12 protein-coding genes and 4 tRNA genes are annotated in these 14795 nt (G+C 44.9%); 14 read left to right on the forward strand and 2 right to left on the reverse strand.

The window, feature by feature from the left end; genetic code table 11:
• Both A3735_RS14970 and purE read right to left on the reverse strand, forming a co-directional pair.
• Positions 1-713: ATP-grasp domain-containing protein (locus tag A3735_RS14970; protein ID WP_156498069.1), on the reverse strand; the 713-nt coding region annotated here is incomplete at its 3' end.
• 3 nt (positions 714-716) lie between these two features.
• Positions 717-1205 carry a 5-(carboxyamino)imidazole ribonucleotide mutase gene (gene purE, locus A3735_RS14975; protein ID WP_068506833.1) on the reverse strand — a complete coding sequence of 163 codons (489 nt, stop codon included), beginning with the start codon at positions 1203-1205 and terminating at the stop codon, positions 717-719.
• A gap of 253 nt (positions 1206-1458) precedes the next feature.
• Between purE and A3735_RS14980 the strand changes: the two genes are divergently transcribed.
• The 14 genes from A3735_RS14980 (at position 1459) to pepN (ending at position 14330) form a co-directional block, all read left to right on the forward strand.
• Positions 1459-2385, forward strand: coding sequence for a hypothetical protein (locus tag A3735_RS14980; RefSeq protein WP_068506828.1), 927 nt, complete (start codon positions 1459-1461; stop codon positions 2383-2385).
• 160 nt (positions 2386-2545) lie between these two features.
• Positions 2546-3826 (forward strand): DUF2846 domain-containing protein, encoded by a 1281-nt coding sequence (locus A3735_RS14985; protein WP_156494988.1) that lies wholly within the window; start codon positions 2546-2548, stop codon positions 3824-3826.
• A gap of 197 nt (positions 3827-4023) precedes the next feature.
• Positions 4024-4099 (forward strand) — tRNA-Val (locus A3735_RS14990).
• 41 nt (positions 4100-4140) lie between these two features.
• Positions 4141-4217, forward strand: a tRNA-Asp gene (locus A3735_RS14995).
• A 99-nt stretch (positions 4218-4316) separates the two neighbouring features.
• Positions 4317-4392, forward strand: a tRNA-Val gene (locus A3735_RS15000).
• Between the two features lie 52 nt (positions 4393-4444).
• Positions 4445-4521, forward strand: a tRNA-Asp gene (locus A3735_RS15005).
• A gap of 501 nt (positions 4522-5022) precedes the next feature.
• Positions 5023-6324 carry a hypothetical protein gene (locus A3735_RS15010; RefSeq protein WP_068506822.1) on the forward strand — a complete coding sequence of 434 codons (1302 nt, stop codon included), beginning with the start codon at positions 5023-5025 and terminating at the stop codon, positions 6322-6324.
• Positions 6314-7273, forward strand: coding sequence for a 1-aminocyclopropane-1-carboxylate deaminase/D-cysteine desulfhydrase (locus A3735_RS15015; RefSeq protein ID WP_068506820.1), 960 nt, complete (start codon positions 6314-6316; stop codon positions 7271-7273). Before A3735_RS15010 ends, A3735_RS15015 begins: the two co-directional genes overlap by 11 nt.
• A 187-nt stretch (positions 7274-7460) precedes the next feature.
• Positions 7461-8345, forward strand: coding sequence for an NAD(+) kinase (locus A3735_RS15020; protein ID WP_068506818.1), 885 nt, complete (start codon positions 7461-7463; stop codon positions 8343-8345).
• A 3-nt stretch (positions 8346-8348) separates the two neighbouring features.
• Complete coding sequence (locus A3735_RS15025; RefSeq protein ID WP_068506816.1) at positions 8349-9320, forward strand: metallophosphoesterase; 972 nt, start codon at positions 8349-8351, stop codon at positions 9318-9320.
• Entirely contained in the window at positions 9317-10240 is a 924-nt protein-coding gene (locus tag A3735_RS15030) for a rhomboid family intramembrane serine protease (RefSeq protein ID WP_068506814.1), read from the forward strand. Before A3735_RS15025 ends, A3735_RS15030 begins: the two co-directional genes overlap by 4 nt.
• 309 nt (positions 10241-10549) lie before the next feature.
• The gene (locus A3735_RS15035; protein ID WP_068506813.1) at positions 10550-10816 is read left to right on the forward strand and encodes a YeaC family protein; all 267 of its coding nucleotides are present in this window, start codon (positions 10550-10552) and stop codon (positions 10814-10816) included.
• Positions 10817-10831: 15 nt separating this feature from the next.
• Positions 10832-11659, forward strand: a complete 828-nt coding sequence (locus A3735_RS15040; RefSeq protein WP_068506812.1) for a DUF2797 domain-containing protein — start codon at positions 10832-10834, stop codon at positions 11657-11659.
• A 22-nt stretch (positions 11660-11681) separates the two neighbouring features.
• Positions 11682-14330 carry an aminopeptidase N gene (gene pepN / locus A3735_RS15045; protein ID WP_068510513.1) on the forward strand — a complete coding sequence of 883 codons (2649 nt, stop codon included), beginning with the start codon at positions 11682-11684 and terminating at the stop codon, positions 14328-14330.
• The last annotated feature ends 465 nt before the right edge of the window (positions 14331-14795 follow it).

Here is a 14795-nt window from a genome sequence, read left to right on the forward strand (position 1 = left end):
ATATATTGATTTGCTTGAGCATTTATATCGTCCGCGACCTTAGCTGCAGGTGCGATGGAATAGCGCAGAATGCCTTCGTGGTGGTCGTTTTCTGCTAGTGGGTAGACTTTCATGCTGTCATCAGCTGAGCGTACAGCGATAATTGACAGCTCTCGAGAAAAGTTTACGAATGCTTCTGCAATAAGTGTGTTTGTGCCATTTTTACCTTCGCCAATAGCCTGCCATGCTGCTTCGCATTGTTCTGCTTGACGAATAACGAACTGGCCTTTTCCGTCATAGCCTTCTCGCGTTGTCTTGGTGACGATTGGGCAACCTAGTTTTTCGACAGCCGCTTTTAACTCTTCAAGGGAGTTGACGATATGGTAGGCAGGAGTGGGAATTCCAAGTTTGGTAAATAGTGCCTTTTCCTCAGCTCTATTTTGACAGACTTCAATAGACTTTGAGGGGGGATAAAGTGTACTTTTACTTTCGATGTATTGTGTTAGTTGCGCTGGAAGGTGCTCAAATTCATAAGTGACGACATCAACGTCATTCAGGAAGTCCGCTAAGGCCGGATTGTCGAGCTTGGCCTCGGTGTCGATAGTAATGTCTCCAAGTCCAACGCTAGGAGAACCGGACGTATCATAAAAGTGAAAGTCCAGCTCCAGAGGGTATCCCGCCAAAGCGAGCATTCGGCCTAGTTGCCCAGCGCCCAGTACACCAATTTTCTTCATTGCCTAGCCTCGTGGATCTGGTTGGCTTAATACTGTTTCTGTTTGCGTCTGGCGGAACTTATTGAGAGCAGCTTTGACTTTGTCATCATGCAATGCGATCACCTGGCCTGCAAGTAGACCTGCATTCTTTGCCCCGGCGACACCAATAGCCAGTGTACCAACAGCGATTCCGCCAGGCATTTGTGCAATAGATAGAAGGGAGTCGAGGCCGTTTAATGCTTTAGATTGAACAGGTACGCCAAACACAGGTAGATTGGTTTGTGAGGCAGCCATTCCAGGTAAGTGTGCTGCGCCACCAGCGCCACCAATTATAACTTGAATGCCGCGCTCTTCAGCTGTTTTGGCATAGTTGAATAAGAGGTCAGGGGTGCGATGTGCAGAAACGACCTTAACTTCGTAGGCTACACCTAACTCGTCTAGCATGTTGGCCGCGTGTTCCATTGTCGGCCAGTCCGACTTTGAACCCATGATTATCCCAACTACTGGCTGCATCTTGTCACCTCTCACTAACTGTCTGGCCTTGATGCCAAGGCACGTGATTACCCAGAGAATTAGTGTCTGGATAAAAAAAGACCGCATATAGTAGTGATTCATCAGGTTTCATGCAAATAGAATTGTTTTATTGGAGGACAAAGGTGCGCGCAGGCGCTAGAATCTGCTTTTGACTGGCTGGTGCATGGTAACCCGGCGGTAGTTGGAATTTAAGCGTACAGATACCTGAGATGATTAGTGCAGAGGAAATTTAATGGATAGCTTGCGGCCGGACCGAGATGATCTGGATCTTTATAATAGTCGAAAGAATAAGAATAAATCTGCTAAGGCATCGGCAGGCAAAAGAGATGATATCGGCAACAAAAAACAGCAAGTAGGAAAGGCCGGTTCAGGCTCTAGCTCTACAGTAAATGCTGTGCGTTCGTCCGAGGTGCGCGCCCCGGTTGCAGCCTCTCAATCATCTGCTTCACCTTTAGTCGTTTCTCTGTTGCTGTTAATGCTTCTGGCTTTGGGGGGCTTATCATACTTATATTGGCAGCAATCCCAAACGGTAGTCGGTTTAGAGGAGCGCTTGTCTAGTGCTGACGAATTTATAGGGCAAAGCAAGTTGTTGTTGGCTCGTTTGGAAGGGGAGGTTAGTGAAACGGGTGCTGAACTAATGCAAACCGGCACATCTGCAGAGAAGAAAATGGCTTTTCTGGAGTCGGAGGTTCGAAAGCTGTGGGGTGTGTCTTATGATAGGAATCGTAAAACTATTCAAGGTCATGAAAAGAAAATAGAAGCGCTAACGAAAAAGCTTGCCGAGAGTCAAAAATCTTTAGCTACTCATGAGGTTTCATTATCAGCATTGAAAGCGGACTCTGATAAAGGGATGTCAGTATTAGATGGTCGTATAGCTTCGTTGTCAGGGGAGTTGTCAATTACTCGAGCTGAACGAGAAGAGTTTTTGACGCAGTTTAATGAAAAATTGAGCACTTTCGATTCGAGTACTCAAGAGTTTGAAAAACGTATTGCTGCGCTACAGGCTCGTATGAGTGATAGCGCCAAAGTTCAATTAGAAAACCAGGAAAGCTTGCTGTCGATAGATGAAAGTCGCCGCCAGCTTATAAAAAGAGTCATTGATTTGGAGGCGAGCTTGGGTAAATTGTCTTCTTCTAGTGCAAATCCCGGGGTGAGATAGTCTTTACAGGTATTCGGATTCTCGATGACATGCGGTAGATCGCAAAAATTAGATTAACTAGCTGTTAAACTGTCCGCCTGATTGTGATGGGTAGCTAGTCTTGCTGCTCGAATAAATATAAAGCTGTACATCTATAGGAAACGATACATTGGACGGTATTGTGAGTTTCAAAACTTGCCAACGAAGCGCTTACTCTGTGAGCTTGGGTCGCGTTGCTGAGGTTAAGCAATCATTAAAGAGCGTTGTGGGCAAACCATCCCGCTCCTTTCTTTATTATGCGCTTTCTATTGTGCTTGCCTGCGCGATTTTTCCGCTGGCTTTGAGTTCTGGTCAGGTGAAGGCGGATACTACTGCGCCCTATTCGAAGCCTTTCCATAAGCAGGGTAGAGGTTGGTATCCATCTATTTATTGGTCGACAGGTCGAAACCTGGGTTCTTACTATTTTCCCAATACTGATGGCGAAATGTTCAAGGAACTCGATGATACTGAGTGGGATAAAGAAGCCAATGCACTAGTTTACTTCTATCGGCCGAACAGTCAGTGGGCCTCTGAAGAGCTGGAAGCACCTAGTTATTATATTAATGACGAAATTATCTTTAACCTTCGTGCCGGTAGTTACACTTATGTTGAACTGCCAGCAGGAAGTTATGACTTTACTGTGCGCAAGAGCTTGATGCCGTTATTTGGTTTCGAAGCTTTCGATGATAAAGTGATGATGGCTTTTGATCTTAACTTACAGGCTGATATTGGTATGAATCTGGACGCTGGGTCGATTACCTATATTCGACATTCTGAGGTGTCGCTCCCTGAAATTAGGCACTCTTTAATAGAGCCGGAAGATGAAATGGCAACAGCCGATGTGCAGTTGGTTGAAAGGGAAATGGCGATGAAGGAAATGCCCAAGACTCGCTATTTGACGCATTCGTTTTGGCACCCGACTGACGCTGATAAGGCTCAGGAGGTACTTGATGGCACAATGCAAGAATACGGTTGGTTTACCGTGATTTGGCCGTGGTCGAATAACTTTATGTGGGGCTTCCCGATTTTCTATCTGCCTAGTGATTTGTATCGGGAGTTACGACGAGATAAGCCTTTAACCTTGGAGCAGGAGTTGTACCTGCTTGCGGATGATGTTGATGAATATCTAGCCGCTATTGATGATAAGCGAAAAATAAGGCGAAACTGGTTGGCTCCTTGGCGTGAGCCGAAAATTCAATTGACCTTGAATGAAGAGTTGGAGTTAGATCGTCTCGAAAGAGCAGCGAGAGCAGGTAATATAGCGCCGGCTCCAGTGCCTCGAGAGGAGGAAACGGTCGATGATGGTGAACCGTGGTATGCTTACTTTCAGCTCGAATCTAAAGAAGAGCCTGAGCCTGAACAAAAAGAAATGAGTGAGCAGCGGCGCGAGAATGTGGACCTGATTCGTCAGTCTTTGAATTAGGGCTGGTTGCAAAGTCGCTAAAAATGGGTGGAGTATCTAATTTAATCGGTTGAAAATTAAACTGTTTGTTTGATTTTTCCTCACGTTTTTTCTAGATATGAGACTTGTGAAAATTAATTGCATATTTATGCAAAAAAAAGCTGATTTCTAATTGACAGCTTCTAAGAAATCATTAAGATACGCATCTCAATTGAGTTGGGTGGTTAGCTCAGCTGGGAGAGCATCGCCCTTACAAGGCGAGGGTCACAGGTTCGATCCCTGTACCACCCACCAAATCTTTTTTAGATTTGAAATTGAAATGTAAAGTTTGTTGCGGACCGGTAGTTCAGCTGGTTAGAATACCGGCCTGTCACGCCGGGGGTCGCGGGTTCGAATCCCGTCCGGTCCGCCATTTACACTTCAACTCGATTGCTACCTTGAAAGAGGTGGTTTCTAACAAAGGAGCATCTTAGGTGCTGCGTGACAATGTTAGAATTAGGTCTACCCAAATGGGTGGTTAGCTCAGCTGGGAGAGCATCGCCCTTACAAGGCGAGGGTCACAGGTTCGATCCCTGTACCACCCACCACTACTAGCACTGTTCTTGTGTGAAGGTAGTGAATGTAAGATTTAAAGTATGCGGACCGGTAGTTCAGCTGGTTAGAATACCGGCCTGTCACGCCGGGGGTCGCGGGTTCGAATCCCGTCCGGTCCGCCATTTAAATTTACAGTCCTTAACTCTTACTCATTTCTCAATAAGAAAACCTCAAATTATATACTTCTTGAGATGTCTGACTTATTTCTGTCATATTTCTTCTATACGCTTGCTTTTGAAACAATCAAAAGGAGATAGAAATGAACGAATATGAAGAAGAAGTATTGGATTCCGGATGGCTGGAATATGACGATGAAGAGTTTGAGGACGATGCTGTTGAGATGTAACAGCATTGCCTTCTATATTCCCCTCCAGCTAATTATCCCCGCTTTTATTAATACCACCCACGATAAAACTGCTTGAACTAGACGAATCTACGTCAATCGCTATTCATACCTTAATACCTTCAGTTCATATAGTTTTTTATATCTGTGAAATAGGTCCGGGCAGCGTTACATATCCTTTCTTTTTTAAACGTGTGCTTCCTTGGTTATCAACTAAACTGATTTGTAGTTTTAGATTTATTGGGTGCGCAATTTCTATGCGCATCTTAACGAGGTAGTTATGGGGTTTAGAAAGTCAGATTCATATGAGGCTGTCTTCTTTGTTGAAAATCAGCAAGTAACGAAACATTTGATGTTCTCGGAGTTCGAGGCAATGTTAGACGGCTTGGGTGCTTTACCAGATTACGCTGATCAAGAAGCTAAAGCAGTTTATGCGGTGATTGGCAAGGATGGTACGATCCAGGCGCTGGTATTCTTCATTTTATATTTCGACGAAGATGGCAAGGCTGACGCAAGTTGGAATGTACCAATTGAACGCTTGGCTGAAGTGAGTGGTAGTGGGCCTGATTTAGGTGGCGGGCCAATACGTTTGGCTTGCCGGGGGCAGTGTTCAATTAATTGGCATTTGAACGACCTATGGGATCCTGATATGACGCCCGGGTCGAATGACTTCTTGCGACTCAAGAAAGCGGTCGAGTTGAATAAACTACGCTTTCAATTTGAGAAAGCCGAGCCGGATATCCCAGTTCTTTCACCGAGTGATCCGGTGTTGGATGACTTGGGCTTGGAAACAGAGGTTGAAAAGCGAACCAAGTTGGCTCGTTTGCTTAAGGAGCAGAGGCTAAGAATTCGTACTCTGGAGTCTAGTCGTGAGCAAAATGTTGATTTTGGAGATCGTGAACAGAAAATTATTCTGCATGCTTATAAGAATGAAATTCAAGAGCTTAAGCAAACGAATGAACAGCTTAAGCTGATAAACGAAAAACTAAAGCTCAAGCTAGGTAAGCGAAATGATCAGTTCTTAAAGCTTCAGGATCAGGTCAGTGATCAGTCAGATCTAGTTTCGAAACTGGAGACTCGCTTAAAAGGTGCGTCTGCGGGTGACAAGGAGCGCTTGGAGCGTCAGAAAATGGAGGCTGAACTGGTTCTCCTGAAGGAGCAGTTAGATCGCAAAGATTTAGATCTTGCTTATCGAGAGGAACGTGAGGAGCAGCTGCGATCTGAGCTTGAGGAATTGAGTGAGTCTCGTGGCGCTAGCAGCACCAATGAAGGTATGTTTGACCGCCTGAAAGCGTTGGATGTGGTCTACGTTGCCTACCACCCGGGTGCTGGGCATATCACCATGACGGCGAGTGAAATTCGTGATTATGTTGATAACCCAAACGCTTTCGTAGCGGCAAAATGTTATGTCACGGAGGAGCAGTACCTAGCTTGGTTAGAACACTTTGATCAGCCAATTTGCCAGCATGCCGAAGGCGTAGGTCAAGTTTGCGGAAAGAGTGTAAGCAAGGTTAGCGCACCGGGTGATTTTCAGGAAGGAGTGAGTGACATGTGTGAGAGTCATAAAGGTTATGCTGGCTAATAATAAAACTACTGCTGAGTTGGGTGTGCAATTTGATGTACTACCCGAAGTTCACTCCTTTCCTCTGGAGATTGCGAAAGATCAGCTAGTGACCCTGGACTGTCTGCGTCTCGATAAAGTACATCCTTTTATATCGGGGAACAAATGGTACAAGCTAAAGCATCATTTACTAGCGGCTGTCGCGGCGGGCAAATCACAAATTGTAAGTTTTGGTGGTGCCCACTCAAATCATTTGCATGCCTTGGCTTATGCCGCAAATCAATTGAATCTGGACTCTGTCGGTATTGTTCGAGGTGAACCACACGGCGATTTGACATCTACTCTGCAGGATTGCGAAAAGTGGGGGATGAAGATTCAATGGCTTGATCGTGAAACGTATCGTCACACTGCTTCTAACACTACACCTGATATGTATAAAGAGGCAATGCCCGAAGCCTGGGTTGTTCCTGAAGGTGGTGCAGGTAGACAAGGCACGCTAGGAATCGAAAGTTTATTTAATACCTTGCATCATGCGGGGCAACTTAACTATGACTTGATAGCTTGTGCTGTGGGCTCAGGCGCAACCTTGGCAGGGATTGCTCAGGCAAATATTGGTCGAGCCCAGTGTGTTGGATTTTCTGCACTAAAAAATGCTCACGACCTGGAGCATCGCGTAGAGCGGCAGTTATCAGGTGCCAGTAGGGTTAACCCTTGGAGAATATGTCATCACTATCATTTCGGTGGCTTTGCCAAAATCAATAGTCGTCTGACGGAATTTATTTCTGATGTTTATGATGAGCATGGTTTGGTTCTAGACCCTGTTTATACAGGAAAGATGATGTATGGGCTGGCGGAGTATATTCATCAAGGAAGAATCCAGGCGGGAGCGCGAGTATTAGCTGTTCATACTGGCGGGCTACAGGGCTGGCGTGGATTTGGTGAATCCTATCAGCGTTTCCTGTCTTCATAGACAATCTCATGTTCAAATCTCTGAATTGTCGTGAGAACGGTATTCAGGCTGTAAGTCTGGAGTCTGTTAATTTATTATGTGCTTAGTGTCGGCCGGTGTAGTATTGGCTAATGTAGAGTGCTTCTTGAAGCGATCGTCCTCTCTCATATATATCACGCTATTACATAGTATAAGGGTTAGTTAAGGTATGGATCATTTTCGTAATATCGGTTTGATTGGTCGTATGGGCAGTGCCCAGGTCATAGAAACGATGCGTCGTTTAAGAAAATTTCTGGTTAATGAAGGTTATTATCTAATCATTGAAGAAAATATCGGTGCTTTAATTCCCGGGCATGGTTTGCAGGTTTCCAGTGTCAAAATGATGGGGGAAATGTGTGATCTGGTGATCGTAGTGGGTGGTGATGGAAGTTTGTTGGGGGCTGCTCGAGAGTTAGCTAAATCAAATGTTCCTTTGTTAGGAGTAAACCGTGGCCGATTAGGTTTTTTGACTGATGTGTCACCAACTGAGTTGGAATCGAAAGTAAAAGAAGTGCTTTCAGGGCAGTATATTCAGGAAAGACGCTTCCTGCTAGATGTTCATGTTAAGCGAAATGGCGAGCCGGTTGGCTTTGGTACCGCATTGAATGACATCGTTCTTCACCCGGGTAAGTCAACTCGTATGATCGGTTTTGACTTGTTTATTGAGGGTCAGTTTGTCTACAGTCAGCGTTCAGATGGTTTGATTGTTTCGACACCAACTGGGTCAACAGCTTACTCTTTGTCGGCCGGTGGGCCTCTTTTGCACCCTAAACTCGATGCAATCTCATTAGTTCCAATGTTTCCTCATACGCTCAGTAGCCGTCCAATCGTTGTTGACGGTAAAAGTGAGATTAAAATTGTGATTGGTGAAGGTAATGAGATTTACCCGCAGGTCAGCTGTGATGGTCAGCATCACATCCCTGTTGCGCCTGGCGATGCAGTATACATAAGTAAAAAACCACATAAAGTGCGTTTGATTCACCCTACCTCTCATAACTTCTATGAAACCTGTAGAGAGAAATTAGGCTGGGCCAATAACCTGATAAGTAGTTAATAGATGGCATTTGTTAAGAAAAAAGTTAAGCAAGGCTATGACCTGATTGGTGATATTCATGGTTGTGGTAACTCCCTTGAACGTCTGTTGAAAAAGATGGGTTATGAGAACAAGCAAGGTTGCTACCGTCATCCGCAACGCAAAGTGATTTTTGTGGGTGATATTGTTGATAGAGGCCCTCGAATTCGAGAAGCTCTGCATATTGTAAAAGACATGGTCGACCAATCGCAGGCCGAAATTGTCCTGGGCAATCACGAATACAATGCAATGTGTTACTGCACAGAGGGTCGTCAAGGTAGTGGCATGCAGTATTTGCGCGAGCACAACGCTCGTCATCACAGACTTATTCGAGAGACCTTGGAGCAGTTTGATGCTCATCGCTCCGAATGGCACAAGTTTCTATCGTGGTTTCATGAAATCCCTCTTTTTATTGAAAAAGAAGACTTCCGAGTGGTTCATGCTTGTTGGGATAGTTTAGCGATTGAACGTTTAAAATCTTATTCCCCAGACCATTGCATTAGTATGGACTTTTTGCACGAGTCTGCGGTCTCTGGTTCTTTCGCTAGCCGAATTATTGACAAGTTAACTCGCGGTACCGCATTGGAGCTGCCAAACGGTGAAACCATTCTAGGCAAAGATGGCTTGGCGAGAAGCATGTTTCGCACAAAGTTCTGGAGTGATGATCCCCAGATATACAATGATGTTGTCTTTCAACCCGACCCACTGCCGCCAGAAATGGCTGAGCGTCCTTTGTCGGCGATAGAGAAGCAGCAATTACTGACCTACCCAACAACAGAGGCGCCCGTATTTGTGGGTCATTACTGGATGTCTGGTGAGCCAGAGCCTATTCAATGCAATATTGCTTGCCTGGATTATAGCGCGGTGAAATATGGCCAGCTGGTGGCTTACCGAATGGATGGCGAGAGAGTCTTGAGTAAAGACAAGTTTGTGTCGGTGGACGTTACCCGGACATGAGTCGCATACCACCCATTCCACTAGACTTGGATCTTTCGGACTTTAGTCAATGGCTCCATTTTCAGGGCGTGGCCCATCGAGTCATTGAAAATCAGGGTGAACAAGCTTTGATTCTAGATGATGAAGGCTATGAGGAGCAGGTCTTGAGTGCGCTTGAACGCTACATGACAGAACCTCAGTATCGTAGTGGCCTAGCTGAGCAGCTTGATAAAATGCAGGACCAGCATCGGCGTCGTGAAGTGTTTCGTAAGCCGAGGGACCTGGTGGCATACACGAGGGCTAAACCAAGCCAAGCTCCTGTGATTTTTACACTTATCTTTGTTAGTGTGGCTTTTGCTTTTCTAACCGACTTTGGTAAAGGCGGTGCGCTGCTTAGATCTTTTTTGATCGTTGATCCCTTTAATTCCGGTTTGGATATGAACTCAGTCAGTGGGCGCTGGAATGCAATGCTTGATGTGCTTATCAGCGGCCAGGTCTGGCGCTTGGTTACGCCGGATTTTATCCATTTCAACGTCATGCACATCACCTTCAACCTGTTAATGTTGTGGGTGCTTGGTGGCCAGCTGGAAATGCAAAAAGGTTCCGTTTCGTTTATTGCCTTGACGATGTTTGTTTCCATTATTTCAAATATTGCTCAGCTTCTCGAAACTGGGTACTTCTTCGGTGGTTTGTCGGGAGTGGTATATGGTTTGGTAGGTTATTGCTGGTTATGGAAGATGTTTGATAAAAACATCTTTTTCCCTAATGTATTGTTAAAGTTTAGCTTGGTCTGGCTACTGCTTGGTTATACGCCTGTCACTGAGTGGTTGGGTTGGGGGAGAATGGCTAATGCCGCACACCTGTATGGCCTATTGTCGGGTCTGGTTTGGGCGGCAATTACCCTGTATGTGAATGAGCGTGTTATAGAAAAGAAAGTATAAAAAAACTCCGTTATCCACCGGGCCAAATGTTTTGGCCCGAGGTTAACGGAGTTCACATATGTATGTGTAGAGATGAGAGAGACCAAGTTGATTTCCGGTGAAAGGTAATCGCTCTAAAGTAGAGTGATTGCGCTTCGCTGGGAGCTCAACTTATGCAAATGATAATTGTTATCATTTGCATTGTCAACCACTGAGCTTGATCTTTTTTGTTTATTCTTGAGTAGCGTTACAGGGATTGATATTCTCGCTAGCTTGTTACAAATTCTTGAGTGCATGCTATGGCACTCAAAGTTCTTCTAGGATTAACTTATGAAGTTTGAAGATGCTGCTGAATCCATTCCTAAAGAAATTTACGAAAAGTTCAAACAAGCGATAGAGTTGGGAAAGTGGCCCGATGGCCGGACCCTCTCTCGTGAGCAAAAAGAAATATGCCTTCAGGCGGTCATGCTTTATGAAGTAAAACATGGACTCGATGAAAGCAATCGAACCGGCTATGTTGATACAACGAAAAAGACCTCCCCATGCGGGCCAAAAGACGATAGTGATGATGAGTCGACTATCCGTATATTGCACTAACAAAGAAGACGATTAATGAATCAAGTTGCATCAGGTCATTTAAGTAAAATGACAGTGAGTCAGGGGAACCCGGTAAGTTACACCTTGAACTTTGGTGATACAAAATGCAATCCTGCAGATTATCTTGGCAAGAAATTACGCTTTCGTTCTAACGGCGAGATTCGCTGTTTTCATTGTCAGAAGCGTACCAACAAGAGCTTTAACCAAGGTTACTGTTATCGATGCTTTACCAAGTTGGCCCAGTGTGACCGCTGTATTATGAGCCCTGAGCTTTGTCATTATGCACAAGGTACCTGCCGTGAGCCGGAATGGGGTGAAACACACTGTATGCAGGAGCATATAGTTTATTTGGCGAATTCAACTGGTTTGAAAGTCGGGATTACCCGTCATAACCAGGTGCCTACCCGCTGGATAGATCAGGGTGCCATTGCTGCATTGCCTATATTCTCAGTTAAGTCCCGACGACTTTCCGGTTTGCTTGAAGTTATGCTGAAAGAGTGGGTGGCGGACAAAACTAATTGGCGGAAAATGCTGAAGCATGAGGTCGTTGATATAGATCTTTTGGTTGAACGTGACCGTCTAATGGAACTGGCTCAGGATAAGTTGGCCGAGCTTGATGAGCAATTCCCCGGTGAGATTACTGCTTTGACTGAGCAGGATGTATGGGAATTTGAATACCCACACTTATCTTGGCCAGAAAAGGCTAAAACCTTTAATTTTGATAAACAAGATGAGGTGGAGGGGACCTTAATTGCCATTAAAGGGCAATATATGATTCTCGATACCGGTTGCTTAAATATTCGAAAATTTACGTCCTACGACGTCTCGCTAGACGTCGAGTAAGACATATACTTGGAAAGCATGCATGAGTGAATCAGCAAAGACGATATACCTCAAAGACTATCTTGAGCCTGCGTTTAAGATTACGTCACTTGATTTAACCTTTCAGTTATTTGAAAACGGAGCGTTGGTAAAAGCCAGGCAGCTTATCGAGCGAGTCGCTGGCCGTGAAGGCGAGGCGCTGTCACTAAATGGTGAAGACCTTGAGCTGAAAAGTATAAAGTTAGATGACCGTGAGCTGGAAGAGAGTGAATACCTTCTAGATGACGAATCTCTAACGGTAGAATCTGTACCCGCGAAATTTGAGTTGCAGTGTGAAACCTGGATTAAGCCGCAAGATAACAAGCGGTTGGAAGGCTTGTACAAGTCTTCGTCAATGTTTTGTACCCAGTGTGAAGCCGAGGGTTTCAGACGAATTACCTATTACATGGATCGTCCTGACGTACTAACGGTATTTACGACGCGCATCGAAGCTGATAAAGCGCTTTACCCGAACCTGCTTTCCAATGGTAATGCTATTGAGTCGGGAAACTTGGAAGATAATCGTCATTTTGTTACTTGGCACGACCCTCATCCAAAGCCTTGTTACTTGTTTGCTTTGGTGGCAGGTGATTTACATTGCCATGAAGACTCCTTCAAAACCATGTCTGGACGTCAGGTGGCCCTGAAGATCTTTGTTGATCATAAGAATGCAGATAAGTGCGATTACGCACTAGATTGTTTAAAAAGGTCGATGCGCTGGGATGAAGAAGTCTACGGGCGAGAGTACGACCTGGATATATTTATGATTGTCGCGGTGGACGATTTTAATATGGGCGCCATGGAGAATAAAGGTCTGAATATCTTCAATTCATCCTGTGTTTTGGCAAAGCCCGATGCAACAACAGATGCGGGTTATCAGCGCATTGAGGCGATTGTTGCACATGAGTATTTTCACAACTGGTCTGGCAATAGAGTTACTTGCAGAGATTGGTTCCAGCTAAGCCTGAAAGAAGGGTTTACCGTATTTAGGGATTCAGCATTTTCTGCCGATATGAATTCCTCCGTGGTTAAACGTATCGAGGATGTAAATGTTCTGCGAACCGCACAGTTTGCTGAAGATGCAGGCCCGATGTCACACCCGGTTCGTCCGGCTTCCTATATGGAAATTTCAAACTTCTATACCCTGACGGTTTATGAAAAAGGGGCAGAGGTTGTTCGCATGCTGCATACTCTCTTAGGGCCGAAGCAGTTCCGGGCAGGGAGTGATTTATATTTTGACAGGCATGATGGGCAAGCGGTCACAACTGAAGACTTCGTTTCGGCAATGGCTGACGTTTCCGGGATGGATCTGGAACAGTTTAAGCTCTGGTACGATCAGGGCGGGACGCCAGAGCTGCAAGTGAGTTCTAGCTATAATGCCAATAGCAAACAATATACCTTGAGCTTGAGTCAGTCTTGCCCTGCAACACCTGGGCAAGATTTAAAAGAGCCGTTTCATATCCCTGTATCTATTGCATTGTTGGACTCAGAAGGGCAGGAGCTTCCCTTATCAATTGCGGATGGCGCTAAAGAATGTGTTTTTGAGCTAATCGAAGCACGAGAATCAATTGTTTTTGAGGGTATCGAAGCAGAACCGGTTCCATCATTACTAAGAGGCTTTTCGGCTCCGGTCAAGTTGTCCTATCAGTATACTGATGAGCAATTGGTATTTTTGTTTCAGCATGACTCCGATGGTTTTAACCGCTGGGAGGCAGGGCAGGCATTGGCATTGCGCATCCTGCAGGGCTTAATCAAATCTTATCAGCAAGGGCTGGAGCTGGTGTTACCCCAGAGTTTTGTCGAGGCGTATCGAGGTTTGCTCACAGATAGCTCTTTAGACAAAGCAATGGTTTGCAAGATGCTGATGCTACCCGCTGAGAGCTATCTTGTGCAGCTGGCGGAGCAAGCAGATGTTGATGCCATTCATGCTGCAAGAGAATTTGTTCGACAGGCCTTGGCTAATCAGCTAGGTGACGAGCTATATGCAGTTTATCGTGACAATATTGTTGAGTCGGAATTACCTGCTTTGGATTATGGCTCTATGTCACAACGGGCATTAAAAAATGCGGCTTTATCTTTAATGTCAGCAATAGGTGGTTCATCTGCAAGTCAAATGGCAGATGTTATTAACCTGGCTAAAAAGCAGTTTGCAAATGCTGATAATATGACTGATAGCTTTTCTGCTTTGAGCGCTTTGGTAAATTCAGGAGATGCCTCAGAGGCTGAGCAAGCACTAGAAGCCTTTCATGCTCAGTGGAAGGACGATGCTCAGGTTATCGAGTTATGGTTCTCTGTTCAGTCTTCAAGTGCTGCGTTTATGACATTAGAGCGCCTAAAAGCATTAATGGAAACGCCAGATTTTGATATAACCAACCCTAACAAGGTTCGCTCGGTTGTGGGTGCCTATTGTGGTCAGAACCTGGTTCGTTTCCATGACCTGTCGGGAGAAGGTTACGAGTTTCTCGCCGATATTATTATCAAACTAGATGATATGAATCCTCAAATTGCAGCAAGGCTTATGACTCCCCTGACGCGATGGAAGCAGTTTGATGATAATCGACAGAAGTTAATGTGCGAGCAGATTGAAAGGATTCAATCGAAAGAGGCGCTCTCAAAAGATGTTAGAGAAGTTGTCGAGAAAAGTCTTGTATAAGCCGGTTTAAGCTCTTTTGAAATAAGTCCAAAAATAATTGCCCGCAAGCTGAGCTGACAGGGTTCAGCTTGCTAGGGCCACATTGAGCATAGTTTCGCCCTTCGTACCGTCCTGCATGAGAGGTGATGCACTCATTAGTCTGTTTTTTGCTCAAAACCTTCCTTAGATATATTTCATAACAAAACTAAAATAGACAGATCGAAAAAATCTGCTAAAAATTAATAGCATGGCTAATCTTTTTGAAGGAAATTGAAAAGTATTATCGGAAGGTTTTGCCAGTATCAGCGATAACAGGTTTAGGCCAAAAAATGTTAATCCAGATGCGGGCGACCACTCTCGTTAATAATGAGTGTGGCGATTTTAGAGTGTAGTAATACAACAATGGGTGTGGCGATTTTAGAGTGTAGTAATACAACAATGGGTGTGTTTCAAGGTAATCATATGAAAAACAAGTCTATTTTGCTT

This window comes from Oleiphilus sp. HI0061 (assembly GCF_001635675.1).

What these genes read in the sequence shown, in the direction of transcription:
- purE (WP_068506833.1), bottom strand. Translation starts at nt 1,205, where the DNA reads ATGCAGCCAGTAGTTGGGATAATCATGGGTTCAAAGTCGGACTGGCCG.
- A3735_RS14980 (WP_068506828.1), top strand. Translation starts at nt 1,459, where the DNA reads ATGGATAGCTTGCGGCCGGACCGAGATGATCTGGATCTTTATAATAGT.
- A3735_RS15010 (WP_068506822.1), top strand. Translation starts at nt 5,023, where the DNA reads ATGGGGTTTAGAAAGTCAGATTCATATGAGGCTGTCTTCTTTGTTGAA.
- A3735_RS15015 (WP_068506820.1), top strand. Translation starts at nt 6,314, where the DNA reads ATGCTGGCTAATAATAAAACTACTGCTGAGTTGGGTGTGCAATTTGAT.
- A3735_RS15020 (WP_068506818.1), top strand. Translation starts at nt 7,461, where the DNA reads ATGGATCATTTTCGTAATATCGGTTTGATTGGTCGTATGGGCAGTGCC.
- A3735_RS15025 (WP_068506816.1), top strand. Translation starts at nt 8,349, where the DNA reads ATGGCATTTGTTAAGAAAAAAGTTAAGCAAGGCTATGACCTGATTGGT.
- A3735_RS15030 (WP_068506814.1), top strand. Translation starts at nt 9,317, where the DNA reads ATGAGTCGCATACCACCCATTCCACTAGACTTGGATCTTTCGGACTTT.
- A3735_RS15035 (WP_068506813.1), top strand. Translation starts at nt 10,550, where the DNA reads ATGAAGTTTGAAGATGCTGCTGAATCCATTCCTAAAGAAATTTACGAA.
- A3735_RS15040 (WP_068506812.1), top strand. Translation starts at nt 10,832, where the DNA reads ATGAATCAAGTTGCATCAGGTCATTTAAGTAAAATGACAGTGAGTCAG.
- pepN (WP_068510513.1), top strand. Translation starts at nt 11,682, where the DNA reads ATGAGTGAATCAGCAAAGACGATATACCTCAAAGACTATCTTGAGCCT.